The sequence below is a fragment of the Simkania sp. genome, assembly GCF_965215465.1.
Taxonomy (GTDB): domain Bacteria; phylum Chlamydiota; class Chlamydiia; order Chlamydiales; family Simkaniaceae; genus Simkania.
Map to the genome: position 1 here is coordinate 717,586 of NZ_OZ244056.1, position 23,802 is coordinate 741,387.

Consider the following 23,802-nt stretch of genomic DNA (forward strand, 5'->3'; position numbering starts at 1 on the left):
AGTTTTGCTTTTTTTACTTGCGCGTTTTCTGAAGGACATACTCGGGATGCATCACTTTCTCAGAATCAACGGAGCGTCAATAGTCACTTGTCTCTGAAGCATTTGGAGGGATCTGGTGTAGGTTTCAGCAGTGGATACACGACGATTGAAGCATTCGTTTCTTCTAATGGCTGTTTTTTCAATGTTCTGATCCCCTATTAGGAGGGACAGGTTCATGTATTTAACAATGGTAATCCTGCAGTGAATACAGGCTTAGGCCTTAGATATCTAGATGAAAAAGTCTCATATGGATTCAATGCTTTTTATGATTACAGGAACACCCATCGTTATCACTATCATCAAGTTGGTATAGGAGCTGAAGTTTTTGGTGATTTTTGGAGTGTAAATGTTAATGGTTACTTTCCTGTGGGACGAAAAAACTCTCATCATTTTGATCAAAGCTATATAGCAGTTATCAATCCATCGTCTCCTCCATATTTTCAAGGACACAATTTACTTCAAAATGGTCAAGTATCTTACAGTTTTCGACAGGAGTCTGCTTTTAAAGGATTTGATGTGATTGGGACTGTTCGAGTGTTAGATTTTTCAAAGTATGCAATCGATTTGAGCGGAGGACCTTATTACTATAATAGTCATTCCTGTAAATCTTCCTGGGGGAGTAAGTTCAAGCTCACGTTTCAGATGGCCGACTTCATTTCGATTTCAGGATCAATGAGTTATGATAAGGTCTTTCATCTTCGAGGGAATGGTGAAGTGCGCTTCACGATTCCTCTTGGAAAGAGATCATCTAGTCGATTCAAGTGCTCAAAAAAGAGAAGCAACTCTAAGTTTATTGATGACTACTTAATTCATGGAGCCACCCGTTCTGAAATTATCCCAGTAGACACATGTAAAAAGAAAAAGACCTCTTCTGAAGGGATAGCGGTTATCGACCCTATTACTGGGCAGCCCTACTTTTTTTGGTTTGTAGATAATACAAGTTCTTCTATCGGCACTTTTGAATCTCCATTTTCGACTCTTAGAGCAGCCGAAATGGCGAGTAAAACGCATGATGTTATTTATGTTTTTCCAGGTGATGGAACAAGTACAGGGCTCGATCAAGGAGTCGTATTAAAAGATAATCAACGTCTATTTGGGGCGGGAATAAACCATACTCTTCCTACAAATAATGGAACCATTACAGTTCCTGCTCAAGCTCTGAGTAACCCCATACTCGAAACATCAAATAATCTCAGGGTCGGAGTTGTTACAGTTGCCAACGATAATGAGGTAGCGGGGGTAACGATAAATAATGAAGTAAAAATAACTTTAGATGAATTTGCTACAGCAGTATTTGCGCAAGAAGTGAGAAATGTCAATATTCATGACAATGTATTTAATGTGGATTATGACGGGTTTAATAATGCTGAGGATGGAAGTGGTGTATTGTAGTGGAGATCTTGTTGTTAGAAACAATACGATTAATTTGATAGGTGAGCGAGCCTTCGGTGTTAGCGTTCTCTCAACTGCTCCGGATGCAAATTATTTCATAGACAATAACATGTTTGATGCGACGTTCTCCACTTCGACTGAGACTACTGCGATCGCCTTAGGTACAGGAAGAACATTGTTACCTTTTGGCCCTACTGTTGAGAACTTCGGAACTCTATCGATTACAAACAACCAAATAATAGGTGATCCAAGCGGAAATAGCATTAGACATGCGTCGGGTGGTTGGGGGCTTGCAGGGCCAGGTCTTTTGATTTTTGAAAACAATACGATTAAAAATGCCAGTGCTAATAATGCCTGGAATACCAGAGTTGCTTTTAGGGTTTGGGAGAGCCCAGAGACTCTTTTTATTAAGGTTATCGACAATACTTGGTCAGGAACCACCGACTTGACGTCTCCTGCAGCTCTTATTACAAATTTGCGGTCGGGGGCAAATGTATGTGTAGAACTGATTGGGAATAAATCGCCTTACGATCCTGCCTATTACTTGAATAACTTTGTGGGAGGCGTTTTTGGGTATACATCAAATACAACAAGTGCAAATAACAATGGCGAAACAATAGAGTTCTTTCCTAGTATGGCGGATTTTTACATCTGTACACAGTGAAGCATCGGAGGAAGACCTGAGCTCTGAGTGCAGGCTACATAAGATCTCATTGTTGGCATAGAATAGTCTTTAATGCAGAAGTGCCAAAGCCCCATTAAGCTTTGTCTCAAAAGATAAAAGATCATGACTTTTTTTGATGCTTTTAGAAAAGGTGAAGATGCACAACTTGTAGATTTCTAAGGTTAGAATCGTCTTTCGTCACCACAAAAATAATTTCGCGATCGATCGTTTTTTGGTAGGATTTAAGCATATGTTATGCCCATATAGGGAGTGCGCTATCTGAATTTGCCTAATGCTCTACGCATTTGGGCGTTTTAGAGATACAAACCCTCAAAATAGTCTGTTTGCAAGTGTTTTTTGGAGCTAGAAACCCCCGAAAAAGGAAATTCCAAGTATTTGTAATGAAAGACGGTTGGAAGTTTCTTTCTGCTCTAACTTTTGTTTTCTTGATTGAGCATGTATAGCTAAACTGATTTAAAATTGGGAATTTTTGAAAAGCAAAAAAAGCAGTCCGAAGACTGCTTTTTTTATGCAATTTTTTGCACAAATCTCAGCTTAGAAATCGAAGCGAATTCCCGCGTCAATTCCGCTGTAAGTGAGGTCACCATTTGGTTGGTAATCTGTTAGCAAGCGTGCTTCCAATTGGTTCCACCAGTATTGGTTTTCCCAACCTAGGTGCAAGCTAAGTAGGTAATCGCCTGAAAAGCAATACGACCACTCAAGTCCAATCGACATTTCTACAACGGCTCTTAGACGAGAAAAATCGTCATGCTTGAAAGGAATGTCTGTGGTTGTTGCTGTGAAGGGAAAAGGAACTTGCTCTCTTTCGATGAAGAGACGAGTTTTTGTATCATATTCTCCATAAACAAGCGATCCGGCAATTTTTCCGTAGAAGCTAAAGCCCCAACACATATGGAGGAAGCTTTGCAGTCCCATTCGGGGCCCAACAGCCCAGAAATCACTTTTCGTGCGCAAGCTGAGTTTTTCATAATTTGTGATGGAGTTGGCTTGGCCATCTCCTGTGTCGATCAAATCTTTATAGCTTGCATGGTATTCCATATTGATCCAAGCAGCTTTTAGACCGAAGTGGGAGCGGACAGAGAAATGCTTAGTATAGAAATGATCAAATCCCATTTCAAGGTCGGCTGTGTTCAGATGAACTCTCCAACTTGCGCGTCCAGTCGCTCCAATGACAATTTTATAGTTTCCAGCGTTGAATGTTTGACCGCGAGTTGCGATAAGAGAAATAGGCACATTAGGACTGCCTGATGAGTCAGTTGCCTTGGAGTAATGGTAAGTCCAAGCAAGCAAGATATCCCAATTGGAACGTCCAAAATCATAGCCAGCCCCAACGCGGACACCTGGGTCATAATTGAAGTCAGGCTCAACAATCTTTCCGCTTGTAGAAAGGAAAAGAGTGTCATTCAATTGGAGGCCATAGTCAAGGTCGTCCATATTCGCACGCCACCAAAGGAAATCGGCTTGGATGGTAAATCCAGAGTCAATGCAACCCATTGAAGAATGGGAAACAACATTGGGGTCTGTAGGAGTTGCCCCATTATACTGTTGGTTCACTTTTGAAGCTGCAGTTTGCGAGCTTCGACCGTTTTGCATGGTTTGCGCAAGAGTTGCATCTTGATACTCATCAGAGTGGCCACTCACGCTTGCCAAAAGAAACAAAGTTACAGGAAGAAAAAATCTTTTCATATACTAAGTGCCTCAGAAAATTCTTTAGTTTCTCCCCTTGTTAGAGAGAAATGCTTTTGAATTCAAGGAAATTTTTCAATTTAGTGAAGAATGACACGAAGTCGCTTGAAAAAAATTGAAAGTATCGGCAAAATCAATCCTTACCTATATGCTGGGGTGTAGCCAAGCGGTAAGGCAGCGGTTTTTGGTATCGCCATGCGGAGGTTCGAATCCTCCCACCCCAAATATGAATTGCTGACTAGATTTGATGAATGTCAAAACCTGACTATATGTTGTTCTCTGGAACATCTCATTTGCAACTTTCGGAAGACATTGCCAAGTCACTTGGAGTCAAACTTAGTCTGACAAATATAGAAAGATTTCCTGATGGTGAGATAGGCGTTCAAATACTTGAGAATGTCCGCGGTCGGGACGTGTTCGTGATTCAAACAATTGCGAAAGAGCCCAACCTCTATCTCATGGAGCTTCTGATTTTGATCGATGCTCTTAAAAGGGCCTCTGCCCATCGAATTGTAGCTGTGATCCCGTATTATGGGTATTCACGCCAAGATCGTAAAGACAAGGGAAGAGTTCCAATCACGGCAAAACTCGTGGCAAACTTGCTGGTAACAGCTGGAGTTTCACGGGTGGTCACACTGGACCTTCATGCCGAGCAGGTGCAAGGTTTTTTCGACATCCCTGTCGATAACCTCTATGCAAGACCTGTATTAGCAGAAGGAATTCAACGTTTAGGCGCTGAAAATCCCGTTGTGGTGACGCCAGATATTGGAAGCATTAAATTGGCACGACTTCTAGCAAATGAAATACATGCCGATTTTGCCATTGTCGATAAACGTCGGATGAATGCAACCGATGTTGAAACAAATGCGATCATTGGAGATGTGCAGGGGAGAGATGTGATTCTTGTCGACGACATTTGTTCGACAGGAGGCACACTTAAAAATGCAGCTTTAGCTTGTAAAGAAGCTGGGGCAAAGCGGATTTTTGCCGCTGTGACCCATCCTCTTTTAACCAAAGATCCGATGCGAGACTTTGGAATAGAAAAGATGCTAGTAACCGACTCTGTACCCCTTTCTAAAGAGATAGATCGTTCTCATGTTGAAGTGCTCTCGGTAGCGGGACTTTTTGGAAAAGTGATCGACTCGATTGCGAATAAGCAGTCAGTTAGCGCTCTTTTCCGTCCTCGCACTTAATCTCACCCATGGACAGATTATATAAAAACCAAACTCAAGGATAGAGTGCATGAAACTCAAGCTGTCAAAGCGCAGTGGAGAAAAGAAAAGCGAACTGACGCAAATTCGGTTTCGCAAGGACATTCCCGCTGTGATCTACCAAAATGGCAAGCCTGGAGAAAGTGTCACTGTCAATGGAAGTGAATTTCACGCCATTTTACGTGGCCTTAAAAAAGGGTATTTGCCAACGACGATTTTTGAACTGGACCTTGATGGGAAGAAGTCTAAAGCAGTTGTTAAAGACATTCAGTATCATCCCACAATGTACCAGGTTCTTCATCTTGACTTTTTACTTCTTTCAGATGATGTCCCAGTTGATCTCAAAGTGCCGATTTCTTTTGAAGGCCAAGCTGATTGTGTGGGAATCAAATTGGGAGGATTTTTAAGCCCCGTGATTCGCCATGTACGAGTACGTTGTCTGCCAAAAGATACCCCTGTAGATTTTAAAATGGATATCCGCAGTTTAGCGATTGGACAAACAAAGAGAATCCGCGACATCGAGATAAGTGAAGCTGTCCGCTCACTGATCAAACCTGAAGAAGTCGTCGTTGTCATTGCAAAACGTTAAGGTGAACTAAAGTGACAAGTGAAAGCTTTCTCATAACTGGCCTCGGAAATCCGGGGAAGAAATATGAAAACACGCGCCATAACTTTGGATTTATGGTGGTGAAAGCTTTTGCAGAGAAACAAGGGTGGACGTTTAAAGCTGACCGCAACATGCAAGGAGAGGTTGCGTCGGGAACAGTAAATGAAAGCAAAGTGATTTTACTGCTTCCCAAGATCTACATGAATCTCTCTGGGCAGTCTGTACGCAAGGTTTTAGATTATTATAAAATCGACCTGACCCACTTTCTCGTTGTCACAGATGATATTGCCCTAGATTTTGGGACACTCCGCTTCCGTGAAAAAGGAAGTTCAGGAGGTCACAATGGGCTAAAAGATATTGAGTCCCATTTGGGAACACAAGAATACCAACGCCTTCGCCTTGGAATTGGAGACCGCGTGAGCGGATATCTCGAAGATTACGTTCTCTCTCCTTTCACGGCCGAAGAACAAAAAGACCTGCCGAAAGTGATTGAGGAAGGCGTTGACTTTCTAGATAAATGGTTAATGAAGGAAACCTATGAAAAATCAGCAGAAGAGACTTTATGAAGGGATGTACATCCTCAGTGCCTCTTTGAGCGAAGATGCGCAAAAAAAAGCACTTAGTCGCATCACAGATCTCATTGAAGAGCATGGAGGAGAGATCCTCAAAATTCATGATCAAGGACGGAAAAAACTTGCTTATGAAATCAATGGCCACAAACAAGGCTACTACTATCTTCTCTATTTTTCTGTGATCCCGAGCGCGATTGCAGAAATGTGGAAAGAATACCATCTCAACGAAGATTTAATCCGTTTCATCACATTGCAGGCGGAAAAAGTCGTTGAAAAAGTTGAATTCCAACCACTGCCCGAAGCATAAGGAGTGATCATGCGTAAAAGATTTGGTGATCTCGGATTTAAAAAACGTAAAACCTGCCCCTTTGTGAATGCAGGTGTTAAGAAAATCGATTATAAAGATATCGATACGCTCTCTCGTTTCATCACAGAGCGAGGAAAAATTCTCCCTCGTCGTATTACTGGAGTTTCTCACCGTTTTCAGAAACTTCTTTGTGCGGCGATTAAACGAGCTAGACACATGGCTCTCTTGCCTTTTGTAGCGGAGGAATAATACATGCATAAAAATAAACTTCCCAATCAACTTCTCTTACTAGAAGATGTTGTCAATCTTGGACGCAAAGGTGATCTCGTTAAAGCCAAGCCAGGTTTTGCTCGTAATTTCCTTTTGCCTCAAAAGAAAGCCGTCATCGCTGACAAGCGCACCATTCGTTTGCAGGAAAGGCTGAAAGAAGAGCGTGCAAAGCAAGCTGCTGCTGATAAAAAAGATTCAGAAGCTTTTGCTGCTAAAATCAAAGGAAAAACGCTTAAGACCAACGTTAAGAGCGATAAAGAAGGACATCTTTATGGTTCTGTTGCCGTAGTCGATATCGTCAAAGTTCTCGAAGAGGAAGAAGGCGTAAAACTCGAGCGTCGCAATGTGGTGTTGCCAAAACCCATTAAAACAGTGGGAACTTTTGAAATTCAACTTCGTCTGAAAGAAGATGTTCCTGCATCTTTCTTCTTGAAAGTCATTGGCGAAGGGCAGATTGAAGAGGTTAAATCGCGTGTGAAGGTCAAGGAAGAGGGAACGAAAGAGGCTGCTGAAGAAGAAGCAGTTTCTGAAGAAGGAGAACCTCTCCCAACCGTGAAAGAGCAGAAAGCCGAGATGCGCGATGAACTTGAAGAGAGAAGCAAAGAATAAGCTGACGCTTTTTTCTCCAGCGAAGCTCAATCTCTTTTTTCGCGTCCTTGCGAAACGTGAAGATGGCTACCATGAGATCGCAAGTCTCATGCAAGCCATCTCCCTTGGGGATATTCTCCATTTCGAAAGAGGGGACTTTGACACCCTGACAGCAAGTGATTCAAGCTTGCCTTGCGACGAAACCAACCTCATTTGGAGAGCTCGCGAACTCTTTCGAGAAAAAACCGGTCTTTCTTTTCCGATACAAATTCACGTTGAAAAACGGATCCCTGTCGAAGCCGGATTAGGAGGCGGAAGCAGCAATCTGGCCACAACACTTTGGGCTCTTAACGAGCTCAGTGGCAGTGTTGCTACGGAAGCTGATCTTCGAAAATGGGCGGGAACCTTTTCTTCCGATGCACCCTTCTTTTTTTCTCCAGGCAGCGCATACTGCACCGGGCGAGGGGAAAAAATTGCTGCGCTTGCTCCTCTTCCCAAACGAAAGCTGTGGTTAGCCAAACCCGAAGGCGGGATGTCAACACCTCTTGTTTATCGACATTGCAAGCCGAATGCCTGTTCTAGCGAAGATCCAGAAAAATTGCTCCATGACCAGGTGTTTGTCAATGACTTGGAAGCTCCTGCTTTTGCGCTGCGATGTGAACTTGGCCAAGTGAAACGAGATCTTTTGTCTCTAGGATTTGACTCTGTAGTCATGACAGGAAGCGGCAGCACTTTTTTTTGCTTTGGGGATGTCGAAGCGCCTAAACTTGCTGGAGTCGAGATGATTCCTGTGACTTTTTTCTCGCGACCAGAAAATTGTTGGTACAATAGTCCTGAATGTGAGAAAATGATGTCCTATGGTAGTACAACTCTACGATGATAAGTTAATTGTTGTGACAGGAGCCGCCGGTTTTATTGGATCGGGGGTGGTCCGTTACTTGAATGAAAAGGGATATTCCAATCTTCTCCTAGTTGACGATTTTGGAAAGACAGAGAAATGGAAAAACCTGCGCCATAAGCGCTTTGTTGACTTCATTTCTCGCCATGAGCTTTTCGAATACCTCTTGGGAAGAGAGTCGGAAGTCGAAGCTTTCATTCATCTGGGTGCTTGTTCAAGTACTGTCGAAGATGACGGCGACCTTTTCATGGAAACGAACTACCGTTTTTCTGTGCACTTAGCTGAGTATGCTCTCGAAAATGACCACCGCTTCATTTATGCTTCTTCGGCAGCAACCTATGGCGATGGCTCGCTTGGCTTTTCCGATAATGAAAGCCAGCTCGATGAGCTCCGACCGCTCAACGTTTACGGTTTTTCCAAACAAATTTTTGACAAGTGGCTACAAGAACAAGGGGTCTTAAACAAGGTTGTCGGTCTTAAATATTTTAACATCTATGGCCCGAATGAATATGAAAAAGGGCGTATGGCCTCCATGGTCATGCACATGACCCGTCAAATCCAAGAAACGGGAAAGGTGCGCCTCTTTCAATCTTCCGAGCCCGAGAAGTTCAAAGATGGAGATCAATGTCGCGACTTTTACTATGTGAAAGACGCTGTCAAAATGACTTGCTTTTTCCTTGACCACGATCTCAATGGCATTTTCAATGCCGGAAGTGGCGAAGCCAATACTTGGAACAAGATGGCAGAAATCATCTTCAAAGCTCTTGGCAAAAAGACCAATATCGAATATATCCCAATGCCTGAGGACCTCATCGGCAAATACCAAAACTATACCTGCGCCGAAATGAGCAAGTTCCGTCAAGGGGTCAAAGAAAACAAGTGGACCTTTGCAAACGACTATTCTTTTGAATCAGGAGTCCATGATTACGTAAGTAATTACCTCCTAAAGGATGAGAGATGGTAACGCCACAAAATCCAACCTATTCGAACCTGCTTGAATTTTTCTTTTCTTCCAGCTCCCTCATGACAAACAGGTCCCTACTTTACTCAAGTATGCGACCAGTTTGTCATAATGAATCTGGAGGAGAAAATTGAAAATCCCTTCAAATTCGCCTAGGTCGCATTCTGTGGCTAAACTCATTGGCTCTTTTAGCCAACTCAAACCCACCCGCGTTCTCGTGGTTGGGGACTTCATGCTAGATACCTACACGACAGGGCGCGTGCAGCGGATTTCTCCAGAAGCGCCTGTTCCGATTTTGCACGTCAAAGAGACGCAGCACCTCCCAGGTGGGGCAGGAAACGTTGTCCTAAATCTTAAAGCTCTTGGAGCGTCAGTCGTGTGCGTAGGGCGGATTGGTCTCGATCTTGAAGGAAAAAGGCTAAAAAGCCTTCTTGAAGCAGAAGCTGTCGACACAAGCGGTCTTTTTGTTCAAAAAAAGACCTGCACGCCAGTGAAAAATAGATTGATTGCTGGCTCGCAGCAGCTCATGCGTGTCGATGATGAAACTCTTACCTCTATTGATCCAGCCGTTGAAAAAAAGGTTCTCACCTATATCAAGTCTCACCTTGATGAAATTGAAGTGATTGCTGTTTCTGATTATGGAAAAGGTTTTTTATCGAAGACTTTACTTGCCGCGCTGATTCAAGAGGGGAATAAACGGAAAATCCCTATTCTTGTCGACCCGAAAGGAGATGACTTCTCACGCTATGAGCAGGCGACGATGATCAAGCCCAACCTCAAGGAAGCTGTTGAAGCGGCAAAACTAGGAAGTGAAGCGACGCTCGATCAAGTAGGTCATGAGCTTGTTTGCATGACTCAGACAAAGCATATCATGGTGACACGCTCTGAAGCAGGCATCAGTTTATTCGACAAAAAGAAAAACCGTTTCGATTTTCCAGTGAAAGCGCGTGAAGTGACCGATGTGACGGGTGCAGGGGATACTGTGTTAGCCGTTACAGCGATGGCCTATGCTGCAGATCTCGATCTTAAAGATGGGTTGCACCTTGCGAATGTGGCGGCAAGCATTGCAATTGAAAGGCTCGGATGTGTGCGCGTGTCTCTCTCTGACATTGCAGAGCGCCTCTTGGAAACCAATGTGGTGAATAAAGTTTTTGATGAGCATCACCTCTTTGCCTTAGAGCAAGCTCTAAAAAATAAAAAGCTCACGATTTTGGGGCTGAGCTCAACAGAAGATTTGTCAGCAGCCCTTTTTGCGAAAATTCAAACCTTAGCTCTTTCAGATTCAGAAGAAAAGCTCATGATTTATCTGACGGACGAGGAGCCTGATGAACACTTTGTAGCCCTTCTATCATCCTTGCATGAGGTCGACTACATTGTCTTAAAATCTGATAGCCTTTCTAGCCTGTGTGAAAAAATTCACCCTACCCGAGTTTTCAGCCTAGATGGAGAGAACCTTCTTTCAGTCGATCACCATCACGATCTCGTAAACGCCTAATCAATAATTAAAATTTGATTATATTACTTTTCTATTTCTTTACATATTTGTATTGAATCGATATAATTTCTTCAATTTTACAATAAATTAGCATTTTATGGTCATTCAAGCAGGAATACAGGCTTACAACGGGGTCCTTCGGTTTATCCAACGCCCCTATGAAGAGTCGATCAGGCAAAGGCAGTATGCCCTCTATGGACTTTTCAGTGAAACAGTTCCGAAGGGAAGCGAATTCCTCCCCAGTTTAACTGGGAGAGTTACACATCTAGTGATTAGCCTCCTATTGCATCCTGCATTCTTCGTCTTAAGCAATATTCTCTATCACGTGATGCACCACTATGCTTTGGATTCAGGGCGACAGTTTTGTCAGGCGATTGAAGACGGTGACAAAAAACAATTAGATTTTTTTCTAAAAATTGGTTGGAATCCCAATCAAAGATTTCAAGGGAAGCCGCTGATTTTTATCGCTTACGAAAAGAAGCAGATAAAGGTCTTGAAACGCCTCTTAAAACAGGAATCTTGTGATTCCAATCTCACTTGGGAGGGCAAAACTCTTTATCATCTTGCGGCGAAAAATCAGGATCAAGAAACCATTCGCCTTCTTTCATCTAATGGAGCAAATCCGAGTGCAAAACAGTCAACAGACCATTTCACTCCTGCTCTTATTACCTATCTAGAAGGAAATGCCGATTTAGCCTTAGAAATTGTCGATCAGTCGCATCTAGTCAACAACTTTGTGGACCGAAGCAAAAACACGCTTTTAAATTATGCATGGGAAAAGAAAGATTATCCCATGGTTGAAAAATTGATTCAGAGAGGTGCAACTCCACCAACTGAGAAAAAATTGTCTCACTATGACGTGATGAGCCTGATTTATGAGCGCAAGAAAGAGTTGATTGAGACGCAAATGGTGCGAGCTGGATGGGACGTGAATGCTGCGGACAAGGACGGGCATACCATCTTAGAAAAAGCAGTAGACGATCGAGACTGGAGTTTTGCAAGGGTTCTCGTAAAAAATGGAGCTCATATTACAACCTTGCGTCCCAATGGCACACGCTTGATTACCTTTGAGCAATTTCAAAACGATGCGGACTACTACCGCGAGTTTTTAGAAGATTCTGATTTTCTCCCGACAGGACGAAAGAGGTGGAATCCCCGCAACTGGCTAAGCGGAGAAAAGTATCTCGACTGGGCCATTCCTTCGCTGGTTGAGCGGGCAAAACGAAAAGATTTCAATCCCTTGGAAAAGGTCTTTTTTATGGCGTCTGACCAGGCAATGCAACGACTTGCTTGCTGTTTGAGTTATTCTGAATTTGTTCAAGATTTAGCCGCGCTTCAGATCAAATATGGTAGAATCCAAACGGATTGGATTCTCAATGCTCTTTATGAAGTAAATCACGCACATTATGGAAACTTTGAAGACAAGACGATTGAAGCAGAAGCGATCGAATCTCCTCCAAAGCACATCTTTCTTCACACGCTTGTAGAAGAATTTAAGAAATTAGGAGAGTTGTCAGAAGAAGAAAGAACGTTCCAAGGGCACCTCTATAGTCCGGAAGAATTAGAGCAGTGTTTAAGGACCCTGATCAGCACAGTTACGCAGCGCAGATCAATCGAGGGACTACCTGCGGATCCCAAGAGAAAAGAAGCTCTTTTCAAGCGCCTTGAATTGACGCTAAGACAAATTGCCTACTACTTACGTTATGATGGCAATGCTTTATCTCCTATTGCATTGCGACAAAAAGCTCTCAGAGAACTTGCTCATGATAAAGATCTTCTGAAACGTTTTGATAAAGAAACGCCTGAGGTTCAAGTAAAAATTGGGATGTATTTTGAGAAGCTTCGCAGTGATCCAAGTTTATACTATTCAAAAGACATTGAAGTTTCAGTCATTTCTGATGAAAGTATTCAAGACCAATCTATTTCTCCTAAAGATCCTTTGGCAGCTCAAGTAGATCAAGCCATTTTAAAAGAGATTCAAGCTTTAGAAGGGCAGTATAGAAACGAAGAGAAAGATAACTTTCAAAGGATAAAAAGGTCGGCACTTCTTGATTTGGCTTATGCAGGGCACTGTGCACGTGATTGGCACATCGTTCTATACCAAATTTATTGCATGCTAGCCAATCGAGACTATCAAATTTTAACGTTTGATGATCGAATCATGATTGATCTAGGAAAATTCCGCTTAGAGCTGCTTCAAAACCACATCTATAAAGGGCAGCGTGGAGCCTATAAATATGCACTGAGCATGATTGGAGAAACTCGCGGCATTCCTGCAGAGCCACCTGATCCCGAAGACCTTCCTACAGATATCAATCGGACGCGTATGGAAGAAGAAAACCGTTTTGATCAGTACTATCAACCTAATATGCTAGTGAAAGCGGTTTTAGAAACGCGTAATAAAGATGAGTATTTTCAAGAATATATGCTGAATTACTTTAGAGAAGTTATTTCTAAAAGGTGGATAGAAGGTCCCTATAAACAGGTTAAACGAGAAATTTCTCAGATGTCGGATTCTAAGGCATTGTCAGGGAAACAGGTACAAGATTTTTTTGCTCGCCACGGAGTGGAACTCCCTGAAAAGCTAAATGGACGGGATGTCACTGTTCAATCGGGTCTAGACTATTCGCGTTTCATGGACTGTTATGGAGAGGTTTTGTCATTGAATCCCCAAGAAACCTTGCCGATGGGAATTGCAAAAATGCTTGAGAGCATGGGCTACTTGCGAACCAGGAACAGCGGGATCTTTAAAAAGAGTTTTGGCCGCACTTGGTCAGAGTGGGTTAAACGACTTCTCCTCTAAGGTGCTGAATTCTCTCGTCTAGTGGGGGATGTGTTGCAAACAGTCTCAAAAGTCCTAACTTACTTGGGCGAGAAATCATCATTGCATTGATTGCTGCTTGGCTATTTTGCTCAGGCACTCTGCGAGCCTCTTTTGAAAAAGATTTTAAGCGCTCAAGAGCTCCGATCATCTTGTCTTTACTCGATAGTGCCGCACCACCCAAGTCTGCACGAAATTCTCTTTTCCGCGAGAAAAAGGCTACTACCATCGATCCCAAGATCATGAACAGAATTTCAAACACAAAGGTTAGCAGATAAAAGCTCATGAAAGAGCCTCGTCTATTATCTCCGCGCCCAAGCATCGAAAGGGCGTAGGCTAAAATACGAGCCAAGAACATGACGAAGACATTGACGATCCCCTGAATGAGAGTCATCGTCACCATATCCCCATTAGAGATGTGAGTGATTTCATGGCCTAAAACGGCTTCGACTTCTGAGTCACTCATCTTTTCGAGCAGCCCAGTTGAAACAGCAACAAGTGCTCGTTTTTGAGAGGGCCCTGTTGCAAAGGCGTTTGGCTGGGGGGAGTTGAAGATGCCAACTTCAGGAATTGCCGACAGTCCAGCGCTGCGAGAGAGCCGTTCAACAGTGCTTGTCAGAGCTAAATGAGCTCCTGTTGCACGGGTCGGATCGATAATTTGCACGCGCATGAGCCACTTGGCCATTTTGCGTGACAAAGCCAGTGAGATGAGCGCACCTCCCATACCCCAAATGACACAAAAGATTAGAAGAGAGCGGATGTCGAGGCCATAAGCATTCAGATAGGGTTTCACTCCCAAAACAGAGAGAACAGTAGAAATGGTCATCACCACTAAAAAGTTGATGATGAGAAATAAAAAAATTCTTTTTGCAAATTTCATATCATACCTCAAATTTGTCTACATTTTAACAAATTTGGGATTTTCATATTTACTATTTTTATTTTTACACTTTGCGGAAAAAGTAAAGTGTGCGATCAAGAACAAAAAACCACGTGGACGACTAAAGTATGCCAAAAGTGATCCCAATTGATTTTGAGCCGACGGAAATCGATGCGCTCAAAAGTGCTCTTGCAAAAAAGCAACTTTCGTATGTTTTAATTACTTGCACGGAGCCTTCCGACGAGGGTGACATGGATGTTGAATTGGATTACGCAGGTGATCCCGTTCTTCTCTCGATGTTAATGGAAAATGCAAGAGATCGTTTAGACTATTCTTAAATCGCTCACTGCGGTAGACTTTTGCATATGAACCTTTCCCACTATTTTGAAGCTATGCTTTTTGTTTCATTTTTCCCAAACCCTAGCCTCACTTCTAGCACTACTTTTTCAAGTATGTGCGTCGAAATGAGACTAGAATTTGAAAAAAAATCGTTCAAAAATCATCAACCTTACAATAGTAGGATAGGTTCATGATAGATCAATTCAAACAGTGGTTTGCAGATCATCGCGATACCATTTACGATGATTTCTTTACCTTTCTCAAGTTTGCAAGTATTAGCACAGATCCGGCACACCAAAAAGACATGCTTGCATGTGCAGGTTGGCTGCAAAAATATCTCGAGACGTTTGGTTTTCAAACAGAGCTTTGGGAAACGTCTGGTCATCCAACGCTTTATGGGGAAAACCTATCAGCGGGTCCTGATCGTCCCACACTCCTTTTTTATCTCCATTACGATGTTCAACCTGTTACTCCCTTAGAGGAGTGGAACTCTCCGCCATTTGAACCGACCGTGAAAGAAGGGAAAGTCGTGGCGCGTGGTGCCGTCGACAATAAGGGACAATGCTTTTACACATTGACTGCTCTCAAAGCCTTTCATGCCATGGCAGAAAAGCTAGGCGTGAATGTGAAGCTTTGCATTGAGGGAGAAGAAGAAATTGGCAGTGAAGGATTATCGGGCATTCTTGAGGCAAAGAAAGAAAAACTCAAAGCTGATTATTTTCTTGTGATTGATTTTGACATGCTAGGCGAAAAAGAGCCGGCAATTACACTTGGCATGCGTGGAATCACGACGATCAATATCAGTTGTCGCAATTCAACAGTTGATCTCCACTCGGGGTCGTTTGGGGGATTTGTTGTGAATCCTGCTCGAGCCTTGATGAGAGCTGTGAGTGCGATGTGGAATGATGAGGGGAGAGTGACAATTCCGGGCTTTTACGACAAGGTGAAGTCCTTTCAAAAAGAAGAGTTAGAGGCGTTTGCTTGGGATGTTGATCCAAAAGATTTAGCCGCTCCTTTTCAAGTTGGGGCGTTTGCAGGGGAAAATGGGTTTTCACTTCTCGAATCTAATTGGATTCGGCCTGCCCTTGAAGTCAATGGAGTGAGTAGCGGGTATACGGGTGAAGGTTTTAAAACGATCATTCCGGCGAAATCGATGGTTAAGCTTTCCTGCCGCCTTGTTCCTGATCAAGATCCTCAAGAGATTTTAAGTCTCATTGCTGATTTTTTGAAAAAAAAGCTTCCAGCGGGTATAGATGTAAAACTGGAGCTCGGGCATGGGTCGCGAGGGATGATCACATCTCCCCACTCAAAGCTCGCTGAAATGACTGCGCAAGCTTTTGAAGAGGTGTTTCAGACTTCTTGTAAGAAGGTCTTATGCGGTGCGACCATTCCGATTGTTCCAGAGCTCGCTAAGATTAGCGGAGCCGAACTTGTGATGACTGGAGTAGGTCTTGCCGAAGATGGGATGCATGCTCCAAATGAAAGCTTCGGTCTTGAGCGATTTGAAATGGGCTTTTTAAGCATTGCGAGGATTGTAGAAATCCTAAGCGGAGAATAAACGATGGTCAAGCGGTACATCAAACAGTGGAGTGACTTTTCCTCCTCACCAATTAAGCCTCTCTTTTGGATGCTGATTGGGCCGCTGCTAATTCTGTTAACCTTGCTTGTTTCTCTTCCAACTTTTTATGACCCTTTCCTCCCATGTGTTTCAGTTTTAGGCTTACTACTCGTTTGGAAATGGCGGATGAATGGTCTTTCTGTCACACTTTTGGCATTTGCAGCCTACTTTGGTTCTCAATTTTTCTTTGGAACGCATGGAGTGGCTCTTTGGAAGTTTGGTTGGGGGTGCTCACTTGCACTTGCTTTAACCATCTCATTCCTTGCAATGGAAGAACTGAAAAAGTATTACCAAGCGCTCAAAAGCGAAGGGGATCAGTCTGTTGCCGAGTTGAAGGTTTCTCTTCACACGGTAGGAGAAAAAGCTGCATCGGAAAAAAGGCAAGTCGAGTCTGAAGTGGAGAGGCTTCAAAAAGAGCTCATGGCTTCTCATGATGAAATGCAAGCGCTACTGCAACTGGTTGAAGCGAGTCGTGTTGAAGCGGAGAAAAACCAGCATCAAAATGAAACCCTCTCAGCTGAGTCGTTGAAACAGCATCGTCAAATTGAAGCGCTCAAACTCCAAGCTGATGAATCAATGGAAGAACTTGAAAGTCTTCAAGAGCAGCATACACGTCTCTTAGAAGAGAATCGAAAGCGGCTTAAAAAACTCAATCAAGCACGCACAGAGTATGCTCAGATGCAGCTTCTCTTTGATGCGGCTCAAAATGATTTCCAAAAATTTCGCGCTGTCATCTTAAGTCAACGACAGCAGCTACAGGAAAAGCCGGCTCCTAAAGCTCGAGCTAAGACAGTAAAGGCACCTGCTAAGCCGAAGGAGCATGAAGATCGCAGTCAGCAGCTCATCCTAAAAACACTTGAGAAAGACAAAACGACGATCAAGAAAATGTATGAGCAGATACAAAAAGATCATACCAAACTGACTAAGATGCTCAAAGAGGCTAAGGCAAATGAGGAGGAGCATGTTCATACCCTCGAGAATCAAGTACTTGATAAACAAAAAAAACTCGAGCAAACCAAATCAGAGCTCGTTTCTCTAGAGCGAGAGATCTTTGTTGTTAAAAAGGGGATGCAGCAACAAGGTCTTGAAGTTTCTTAAGGTAAAGACAATTTTTGACATTTAATCCTGTCTTTTCCAAACTCGCCTTCATTTCTCATTTGATAGGAGGCTGAAATGACGCGGTTTAAATTACTAATCATTTGCGCTTTGATGACATGCATGTCGACACTCAAGGCGAATGATTACGCTCTTTATTATTTTGAAATTGTCAATTCTACAACGGAGTATCTTATTACGGTAGAATGCAAGGAGTGAGTGAGAGAACTACATCCTGGAGAACATACTCTGATCCCTATGGGCTTTTTGGAAGATGAAGGACTTCAATTTTATGTCGGGGTGGATTACAACGAATTTCCTGGTCCAGAGAAACACTTTTTGGGAATTGCGTGCTTTAATATGGTTCCAATAGGAGCGCTCAACATGCTTTCCCTTGAGTATAAGTCAGCTCATTATTCAATTGCTCATGAAATTTCTACAGACATGGTCAGTAGCGTTTTGCCAACAGATCACTCCTATGGAACAATTTCATTTAAAAATGGCTTCATATCAGAATTGGGCATCCCTTTTAGAGATCCAAATGAGTGCAAAGTGACAGTCACTTTTTCAGACAAGTCTTAGGATTAAAAAAGCCATTCCGGTTCATGGAATGGCTTGCTACATTTACAAGTGCCTGCGCCAAACACTTCATTTTAATGTGGCTTCATCAGACAAGGTGTGAATTTCGTCTCCCTTATCCATAATGGTGACTTTCTGTTCTGGCCAGGCTTTTGAATACTATTTTGTTTTTTCTCTTATACATGTTATGCTTTCTTCCGCAAATCGAGGGAAAGTGACTCAAGTACATTTTTTATAAAATTCTAGTTCAAATGTTTTTTGGATGGAGGTAGATGATGCCAATGTCGTTATCAACAAGACTTGTAGACCATTTTGATTCAAGGCAGTCAATAGACAACGCATGGATCACGGACTTTGAAGGAAAGTCTGTGACTCAGCAAGAAGAAATCATTCAAGAAGCTGTTCAAGAGTGGGTGAGCAAAGAAGCGATTCAAAGTCCAGATTTAGTTTTGGGACACCTAGCAAAAGTCTTTACAGTTCCTAATTCTTCTCAATTGATCCAATCCGCAAAAAAAACAGAGAAGGTTGCTGAGTATTTTCTAGAAAAGACTCATGCTGATACTGCTATTTCATACATAAAGCTCCCTTTGGCTTTTGTCACAGTGATTGGGACAAAAGTCGGGCAGTATCTTCCAACCATTGTTATCGTTCCTTTTTCTCTGTTTTTTAAATGTGTGTCTCTTGTCGCACTTTGGTGGCCATTTAGAGTAGGGACAGAAATGATTCTCCCCAAAAAAGCTGAACTTCAGTTTGCAGAAGGAGTCGTCTTGGGTGGTTTTCATCGCATCATTTCCTTGATCGAAATCCTTTTTGCAACATTCGGAATCGCGGAATTACTTTCTCCAGCTGATACCAAGTATGATGAGGAATCGAAGGGCTACAAAATGATGTCTCTTTTTCAATTTTTTATCGCATTGCCTGCGACGCTTCTCTCGATTTTTGAGCTTGATGCTGAGTTAGGAAAACGTTTTGGTTACGTCATCGTTTCGATTCTAATACTGAGTGTGATCTATCCTTTGATCAAGCCGGCACCTTCAACACTCCCAAGAGGTAAGAACTTAAGTGAAAAGGTCCGTTTGGGACTAGATGTGAAAGAGGGCAGGAGAGATTACATAGAAAGGATTGTAGGAGCGCTAGAATCAGGCAAAAAGGTCTTGCTAGTTGGAAAATCGGGCATTGGAAAGACTGAGACAGTTTTGGCAGTTTCTGAAGCTGTGACTCGTGGAAAAATAGAGAGTCTGAAAGGAAAAGAAGTTTTTTACTTTAATACGGCTGACCTTGTTGATAACGGCTTTATGGGTAATGGAGAAATGTTGCGGCAGGTCATCAAAAAAATGGGACGAAACAAAAACGATGTGATTGTGGTTTTTGATGAATTGCAGGAAGCGTGTAAACCCGGAAAGCGGGAACTTCTAGCGCAGCAGCTTAAAACATTGCTCGATAAGGGCTGTGATAGTTTCCCATTCTTTATTGGAATCACAACAGATGAAGAGTATGAGCGAGATGTGATGGAACAAGGCGCTTTCTCAAGACGTTTTGAAACGATTTTCATCGAAAAGCCAGACCTGCCAGAGATGATTAAAATCCTATCAGACTCCATTCTGGAGGATGCGCCTGACGTCTTTTTAGAAGATCATGAAACGACATTGCAATACATTGCTCAGCAAGCTCGCGAAAAAATCCCTGAGTTGGGCCAAATCACGAATGCAGTCGATCCTGCTTTAGAGGTTTTGCGCGAATGCATTAAAAGAACATCAGAATCACAGCGCTCGGTGAATGAGGAAGTTCTCCAGGCCACTCGTGAAATGAGACTGCAACTTTCTCAGGGCGCTTTGGCTGATCCAGATACATTGGACCAAGTTGCAGAGAAGTCTTCGCGGTTGAAAGAGCAATTTGAAGCAGCTTCTACGAAAGCCCAAAGTCGTCAAAATGAACTGACGCAGTTTTTTGAGATGAGAAAACAGCTTTTGGAAATTAAGCAAATGATCATGAAAATGGGATTGAAGGTTGCAGAGTTTGATGAAAAGCAACTTTCTCAAGATGAGCAGCAAATTCTAGCAAAATATGTTCTTCTAGGACGTTTTTTAGCTCCTCAGATGAAAAGACATCTCGTATTAAAAGCAAAGCAACTCGAGCTTAAAACTGTGATTGACACTGAGCTTGTAGATGACGTTATTCAGGAAATTGCTGCTAAACGCATTCAAGAAGCTGATGTGATGAAAAAAGCAAAAGATGCTCCAGCCAAAAGAAGGGAAGTTGAAGAATCCCCAAAAAGTGATGAGCGTCCGGTAGATCCTCCTAAAAAAGTGTTTCGGTTGCGCTGGCCTTGGACTTATGCTTAATCAGGGAGGGTGAGGATTTCGTACCCCTCATCGGTGATGAGAATGGTGTGTTCCCACTGAGCGCTCGGTTTGCTATCAAGCGTGCGGGCTGTCCAGCCGTCTGATGGATCAATTTCTCCTGAGCGGACTCCGGCGTTGATCATGGGCTCAATAGTAAATGTCATCCCTGCTGCTAGAGGGATGTCAATGCGGTTATAATGGTGGGGGATTTGGGGAGCTTCGTGAAAGCCGACTCCAACCCCATGTCCGACAAACTGGTTGACGACTGAGCAGTTTTGGCCTGAGGCGTAGTCTTCAATGGCTTGGCCGATATCTGAAACGGGAATGCCTGGCTTGAGGATTTTGATTGAGCGCATGAGACATTCGTAAGAAACATCCACGACGAGCTGTTTTTCTTCTGAGACTTCACCGATGCAGACCATGGCGCTTGTATCTCCATAGAAACCGTCTAGAATACAGGTGATATCGATGTTCATGATATCTCCATCTTCCAAAGGACGATCGTCGGGAATACCGTGGCAGATGACTTCATTAAGCGAGGTGCAAATGGCTTTGGGGAAAGGGGGATCTCCGTATCCGAGCGGGGCAGGTTTGGCGCCTGCTTTTTTGTGCTCTTCTACGACAAAGTCATTGAGTTCATTTGTTGTGACACCAGCTTTTGCAAGAGCGCAGGTCTTTTTGAGCATGTTGGCGGCTAAGTGGCAAGAGCGGCGGATTCCTTCGATTTGCTCTGGTGTTTTGAGCATGATTTGGTATTTACTAAAGTACTCTTTTTGAAATGTGTCAAAATTTCTTGGGGCTTCAATTGGGGCGTGGCATTTTTTCCATTTCTTTCCACTTCCACACCAGCACGGATCATTTCTTGAAATCATGTTTAACCTCTTTCGAAGCATTATACATAAAACACCTTTTTTAGGAGGAGTCCATGTGCAGGTGCAGTCATTCCAGCTAGAGTGCGGTCTTTTGTTGCGATGAGTTTTTCTGCATCCTCTAATGAGAGTTTTCCAGCTCCAATGTAGACAAGAGTCCCAACTATATTGCGCGCCATTTTGTAGAGGAAGTTGTTGCCGTGTATCTCGAAACGGAGTTCATCTTCACTTGAAATGAGGTCGAGTCGGTAGAGTGTCCGTATGGTATCTTTTGGTTTGGGGTCAGCGGTATTTCCAAATACTTGGAAGTCATGCTCTCCAATAAAGAACTGCGTCGCTGCTTCCATTTTTTTTAGATCAAGAGGGAGGGGGTAATGCCAAGCAAAGAGGCGATCGAACGGAAGTTGGACATGGGAGCGGGTAAGGCGGTAGTGGTATTCTTTTCCTTTTGTCTCTAGCGTTGGATGAAAGTCTTCTGCTGCTTCTTCAATAGCGGCAATGCGAATGTCTTTTGGGAGCAGTTGATTCAGGCTTTTATGAAGTTGTTCTAAGTTGCGAGGCTTTTCTAAAAAAAAGTTCACGACCTGAGCTTCTGCATGCACTCCGGCATCGGTCCGGCTTGCTGCTTGCAGATTGACATCTTGTTGCAGAATCTTTTCGAGGACCTCTTTAAGGGTCCCTTCGATGGAGACTCCTACATTGGAGGCTTGCCAGCCCAAGTAAGCGCTGCCGTCATAAGAAATGATAAGCTTGATGTTCTTCTTTTCCATAGTGCGGAAAATGATAGCATAGAGGGATTAATGTTGCATTAACCTGAGTTCTGGGGATATTTTGCTTATTTCCGGGAGAGAGTTCTCTCAAATTCTCAGTTTTATTTGCCGAAGGGAAGGGCCAAATGGTCCTTTTCAAGGCAAAAAGACTGGGAAGAAAGAGAAAAATCCCTGAGAATGAGTGAAATAAACCCAGAATTCAGGTGATTAAGGGAGCGACCCCTTCAACAAACATTTGAACGGCTATGAGAGTTAGGAGGAGACCCATGAGGCGCTCACCAGCAGTGATCCCTCGCACGCCAAGGACTTTCTTGAGAAAGGGAGAGCCGATCAAAATGAGAAAGCTCACGATCCAAGCAGAGATGATTGAGCCCACCATTGTGAGGTGAGATTCTTGATTCGCATAGATCATGACAGCGGCTAAAACTGAGGGCCCCGCCACAAGTGGAACAGCTAAAGGCACAATAAACGGTTCACCGTGCTCAGAAGGGTAAAGACTAGAGCTACTTTGTCCATTGGGGAAAATCATCCGAATGGCAATGAGAAAGAGAATAAGTCCCCCCGAAATCATGATGGTTTCTTGAGTCACGTGGAGGAGTTTCAGGATGTAGTTTCCAAGAAAGCTAAAGAGAATGATGATGCCGAGGGCAATGAGCAGTTCGCGCAAAATGATTTTGCGTTGGCGCGCAGGATCGAGGTCTTTAAGGATGCTCACATATAGAGGAATATTGCCGATGGGATCCATTAGCAAAAAGAGGGAAAACCCAATTGAAAAAAGGGAAGACCACGAAAAATTCATCATGATCTTCCTTGTAGCATCTACGTAATCATTTGAAAAGTTTTTTCCCGTTTCAGCTTTTCTTCTAACATTTTCTGTTGTTTTACAGCCGGATCTGATGCTTTATCGATCATGAATTCTGACAAATCACTAGCAAGAGAGCCTGAGGAGAAACCTAAATAGACAAAGGAAAGTTTGGTCGAAGAGGTGAGAAGGAGCGCAAACCCCGTGATTGCTGCCCCAATATCTGAAAAAAGTTTGCCGATTTTTGCTGCAGAGAGTTTCCATTTTTCAGGGGTGACGGGTTGACTCTCAGAATTTTCATAGAGTTCTTTGAATTCCTTTCCTGTTTCATACAGGTTTTTGGCAGCCACAGTCGCGCCAACTCCATAGCCAACCCCATGGAAGATATTGACAGCTCGGTTTTTAAAAAGATTAAAATTGGCAAGAGCCCAAAAGACATCATCCACTTTTTTAACGAGAGGAAGAAGCACGCCAAATAAAGCTTTTTTTGCCAGTTCTTGGATAGTGGGAGTTTGTAATTCTCCCTTTTTCCAAGCGGTGATTTTCTTACGCGTATTCGATACCCCTTCGTGCATTTTAGGTACCGAATTCCCGATAGAAACAAGAGTGTTAAGAGCCCCAGCTTCCTTAAAGCCTTGTTCTGCAAGCCCGACCTTTTCTTGACTCGTTGGTGTCATTTTCGACATTTGAGTGACCCACTCCAGACCTAAATCGAGCGCTTTGCAAAAGGAAATGCCTTTTTCCTTTGCAAGGCTGGCCAATGAGTCAGTTTTATCAAGAATTTGCTCGGGAAGAGAAAAGTCGCTGAAAGGGGGGACCTTTACTGAAGCAAGTTCAACTAAGCCCATACTATTAAATTTTTATATTACTTCCTTTCTACTTCACGTCTATAATTATGCTAATTAAAATAGGTTAATCTTTCAATGTATAAAATCGTTTTTATTATGATTAAAATAGGTTGTATTTGATTTGTTGA

25 protein-coding genes and 1 tRNA gene are annotated in these 23,802 nt (G+C 43.0%); 20 read left to right on the top strand and 6 right to left on the bottom strand.

Annotated elements, in window-relative coordinates:
- Nucleotides 1-240 precede the first annotated feature (240 nt).
- Complete coding sequence (locus tag ACOOFG_RS03295) at nt 241-1,431, top strand: inverse autotransporter beta domain-containing protein (protein ID WP_420422221.1); 1,191 nt, start codon at nt 241-243, stop codon at nt 1,429-1,431.
- Entirely contained in the window at nt 1,412-2,095 is a 684-nt protein-coding gene (locus tag ACOOFG_RS03300; protein ID WP_420422222.1) for a hypothetical protein, read from the top strand. The genes ACOOFG_RS03295 and ACOOFG_RS03300 overlap by 20 nt, the downstream gene beginning before the upstream one ends.
- A gap of 555 nt (nt 2,096-2,650) precedes the next feature.
- Here ACOOFG_RS03300 and ACOOFG_RS03305 read toward each other — a convergent pair.
- Nucleotides 2,651-3,802, bottom strand: a complete 1,152-nt coding sequence (locus ACOOFG_RS03305) for an Lpg1974 family pore-forming outer membrane protein (RefSeq protein ID WP_420422223.1) — start codon at nt 3,800-3,802, stop codon at nt 2,651-2,653.
- Between the two features lie 152 nt (nt 3,803-3,954).
- Here ACOOFG_RS03305 and ACOOFG_RS03310 point away from each other — a divergent pair.
- The 12 genes from ACOOFG_RS03310 to ACOOFG_RS03365 all read left to right on the top strand — a co-directional run bounded on the left by ACOOFG_RS03310 (nt 3,955) and on the right by ACOOFG_RS03365 (nt 13,514).
- A tRNA-Gln gene (locus ACOOFG_RS03310) sits at nt 3,955-4,026 on the top strand.
- A 27-nt stretch (nt 4,027-4,053) separates the two neighbouring features.
- Nucleotides 4,054-4,995, top strand: coding sequence for a ribose-phosphate diphosphokinase (locus tag ACOOFG_RS03315; RefSeq protein ID WP_420422224.1), 942 nt, complete (start codon nt 4,054-4,056; stop codon nt 4,993-4,995).
- A gap of 49 nt (nt 4,996-5,044) precedes the next feature.
- Nucleotides 5,045-5,602 (top strand): 50S ribosomal protein L25, encoded by a 558-nt coding sequence (locus tag ACOOFG_RS03320; protein ID WP_420422225.1) that lies wholly within the window; start codon nt 5,045-5,047, stop codon nt 5,600-5,602.
- Nucleotides 5,603-5,613: 11 nt separating this feature from the next.
- A complete protein-coding gene (pth, locus tag ACOOFG_RS03325) occupies nt 5,614-6,186 on the top strand; it encodes an aminoacyl-tRNA hydrolase (protein WP_420422226.1) in 573 nt (190 codons plus the stop codon).
- Nucleotides 6,165-6,215, top strand: coding sequence for a twin-arginine translocation signal domain-containing protein (locus tag ACOOFG_RS03330; RefSeq protein ID WP_420422660.1), 51 nt, complete (start codon nt 6,165-6,167; stop codon nt 6,213-6,215). The genes pth and ACOOFG_RS03330 overlap by 22 nt, the downstream gene beginning before the upstream one ends.
- Nucleotides 6,212-6,499 carry a 30S ribosomal protein S6 gene (rpsF, locus tag ACOOFG_RS03335; RefSeq protein ID WP_420422661.1) on the top strand — a complete coding sequence of 96 codons (288 nt, stop codon included), beginning with the start codon at nt 6,212-6,214 and terminating at the stop codon, nt 6,497-6,499. Before ACOOFG_RS03330 ends, rpsF begins: the two co-directional genes overlap by 4 nt.
- Before the next feature lie 9 nt (nt 6,500-6,508).
- On the top strand, nt 6,509-6,748 hold the full coding sequence (gene rpsR / locus ACOOFG_RS03340; RefSeq protein WP_420422227.1) for a 30S ribosomal protein S18: 240 nt from the start codon (nt 6,509-6,511) through the stop codon (nt 6,746-6,748).
- A 3-nt stretch (nt 6,749-6,751) separates the two neighbouring features.
- Entirely contained in the window at nt 6,752-7,378 is a 627-nt protein-coding gene (gene rplI / locus ACOOFG_RS03345) for a 50S ribosomal protein L9 (RefSeq protein WP_420422228.1), read from the top strand.
- Complete coding sequence (gene ispE / locus ACOOFG_RS03350; protein ID WP_420422229.1) at nt 7,350-8,237, top strand: 4-(cytidine 5'-diphospho)-2-C-methyl-D-erythritol kinase; 888 nt, start codon at nt 7,350-7,352, stop codon at nt 8,235-8,237. The genes rplI and ispE overlap by 29 nt, the downstream gene beginning before the upstream one ends.
- On the top strand, nt 8,215-9,219 hold the full coding sequence (gene rfaD, locus ACOOFG_RS03355) for an ADP-glyceromanno-heptose 6-epimerase (RefSeq protein WP_420422230.1): 1,005 nt from the start codon (nt 8,215-8,217) through the stop codon (nt 9,217-9,219). Before ispE ends, rfaD begins: the two co-directional genes overlap by 23 nt.
- A gap of 163 nt (nt 9,220-9,382) precedes the next feature.
- Complete coding sequence (gene rfaE1 / locus ACOOFG_RS03360; RefSeq protein WP_420422231.1) at nt 9,383-10,711, top strand: D-glycero-beta-D-manno-heptose-7-phosphate kinase; 1,329 nt, start codon at nt 9,383-9,385, stop codon at nt 10,709-10,711.
- Between the two features lie 97 nt (nt 10,712-10,808).
- Entirely contained in the window at nt 10,809-13,514 is a 2,706-nt protein-coding gene (locus ACOOFG_RS03365) for an ankyrin repeat domain-containing protein (protein WP_420422232.1), read from the top strand.
- Here the strand turns inward: ACOOFG_RS03365 and htpX are convergent.
- Entirely contained in the window at nt 13,495-14,412 is a 918-nt protein-coding gene (gene htpX / locus ACOOFG_RS03370) for a protease HtpX (RefSeq protein ID WP_420422233.1), read from the bottom strand. The genes ACOOFG_RS03365 and htpX overlap by 20 nt on opposite strands.
- 128 nt (nt 14,413-14,540) lie before the next feature.
- Here htpX and ACOOFG_RS03375 point away from each other — a divergent pair, with 128 nt between their 5' ends.
- The 6 genes from ACOOFG_RS03375 to ACOOFG_RS03400 all read left to right on the top strand — a co-directional run bounded on the left by ACOOFG_RS03375 (nt 14,541) and on the right by ACOOFG_RS03400 (nt 20,385).
- Nucleotides 14,541-14,750: a hypothetical protein gene (locus ACOOFG_RS03375; RefSeq protein ID WP_420422234.1), complete on the top strand. Its 210-nt coding sequence runs from the start codon at nt 14,541-14,543 to the stop codon at nt 14,748-14,750.
- 191 nt (nt 14,751-14,941) lie between these two features.
- Nucleotides 14,942-16,309 (top strand): dipeptidase, encoded by a 1,368-nt coding sequence (locus tag ACOOFG_RS03380; protein WP_420422235.1) that lies wholly within the window; start codon nt 14,942-14,944, stop codon nt 16,307-16,309.
- A gap of 3 nt (nt 16,310-16,312) precedes the next feature.
- Nucleotides 16,313-17,467 (top strand): hypothetical protein, encoded by a 1,155-nt coding sequence (locus ACOOFG_RS03385; protein ID WP_420422236.1) that lies wholly within the window; start codon nt 16,313-16,315, stop codon nt 17,465-17,467.
- Between the two features lie 75 nt (nt 17,468-17,542).
- Entirely contained in the window at nt 17,543-17,683 is a 141-nt protein-coding gene (locus ACOOFG_RS03390; RefSeq protein ID WP_420422237.1) for a hypothetical protein, read from the top strand.
- Complete coding sequence (locus ACOOFG_RS03395; RefSeq protein ID WP_420422238.1) at nt 17,684-18,046, top strand: hypothetical protein; 363 nt, start codon at nt 17,684-17,686, stop codon at nt 18,044-18,046. It abuts the gene before it with no gap.
- A 278-nt stretch (nt 18,047-18,324) separates the two neighbouring features.
- Entirely contained in the window at nt 18,325-20,385 is a 2,061-nt protein-coding gene (locus ACOOFG_RS03400; RefSeq protein ID WP_420422239.1) for an AAA family ATPase, read from the top strand.
- Here ACOOFG_RS03400 and ACOOFG_RS03405 read toward each other — a convergent pair.
- The 4 genes from ACOOFG_RS03405 to ACOOFG_RS03420 all read right to left on the bottom strand — a co-directional run bounded on the left by ACOOFG_RS03405 (nt 20,382) and on the right by ACOOFG_RS03420 (nt 23,674).
- Nucleotides 20,382-21,254, bottom strand: coding sequence for a methionyl aminopeptidase (locus ACOOFG_RS03405; protein WP_420422662.1), 873 nt, complete (start codon nt 21,252-21,254; stop codon nt 20,382-20,384). The two genes, ACOOFG_RS03400 and ACOOFG_RS03405, sit on opposite strands and share 4 nt — an antisense overlap.
- Nucleotides 21,255-21,277: 23 nt before the next feature.
- Nucleotides 21,278-22,024, bottom strand: coding sequence for a tRNA pseudouridine(38-40) synthase TruA (truA, locus tag ACOOFG_RS03410; RefSeq protein WP_420422240.1), 747 nt, complete (start codon nt 22,022-22,024; stop codon nt 21,278-21,280).
- Nucleotides 22,025-22,223: 199 nt separating this feature from the next.
- A complete protein-coding gene (locus ACOOFG_RS03415; RefSeq protein WP_420422241.1) occupies nt 22,224-22,826 on the bottom strand; it encodes a MarC family protein in 603 nt (200 codons plus the stop codon).
- A 17-nt stretch (nt 22,827-22,843) separates the two neighbouring features.
- The gene (locus tag ACOOFG_RS03420) at nt 22,844-23,674 is read right to left on the bottom strand and encodes a hypothetical protein (RefSeq protein ID WP_420422242.1); all 831 of its coding nucleotides are present in this window, start codon (nt 23,672-23,674) and stop codon (nt 22,844-22,846) included.
- Nucleotides 23,675-23,802: the final 128 nt, after the last annotated feature.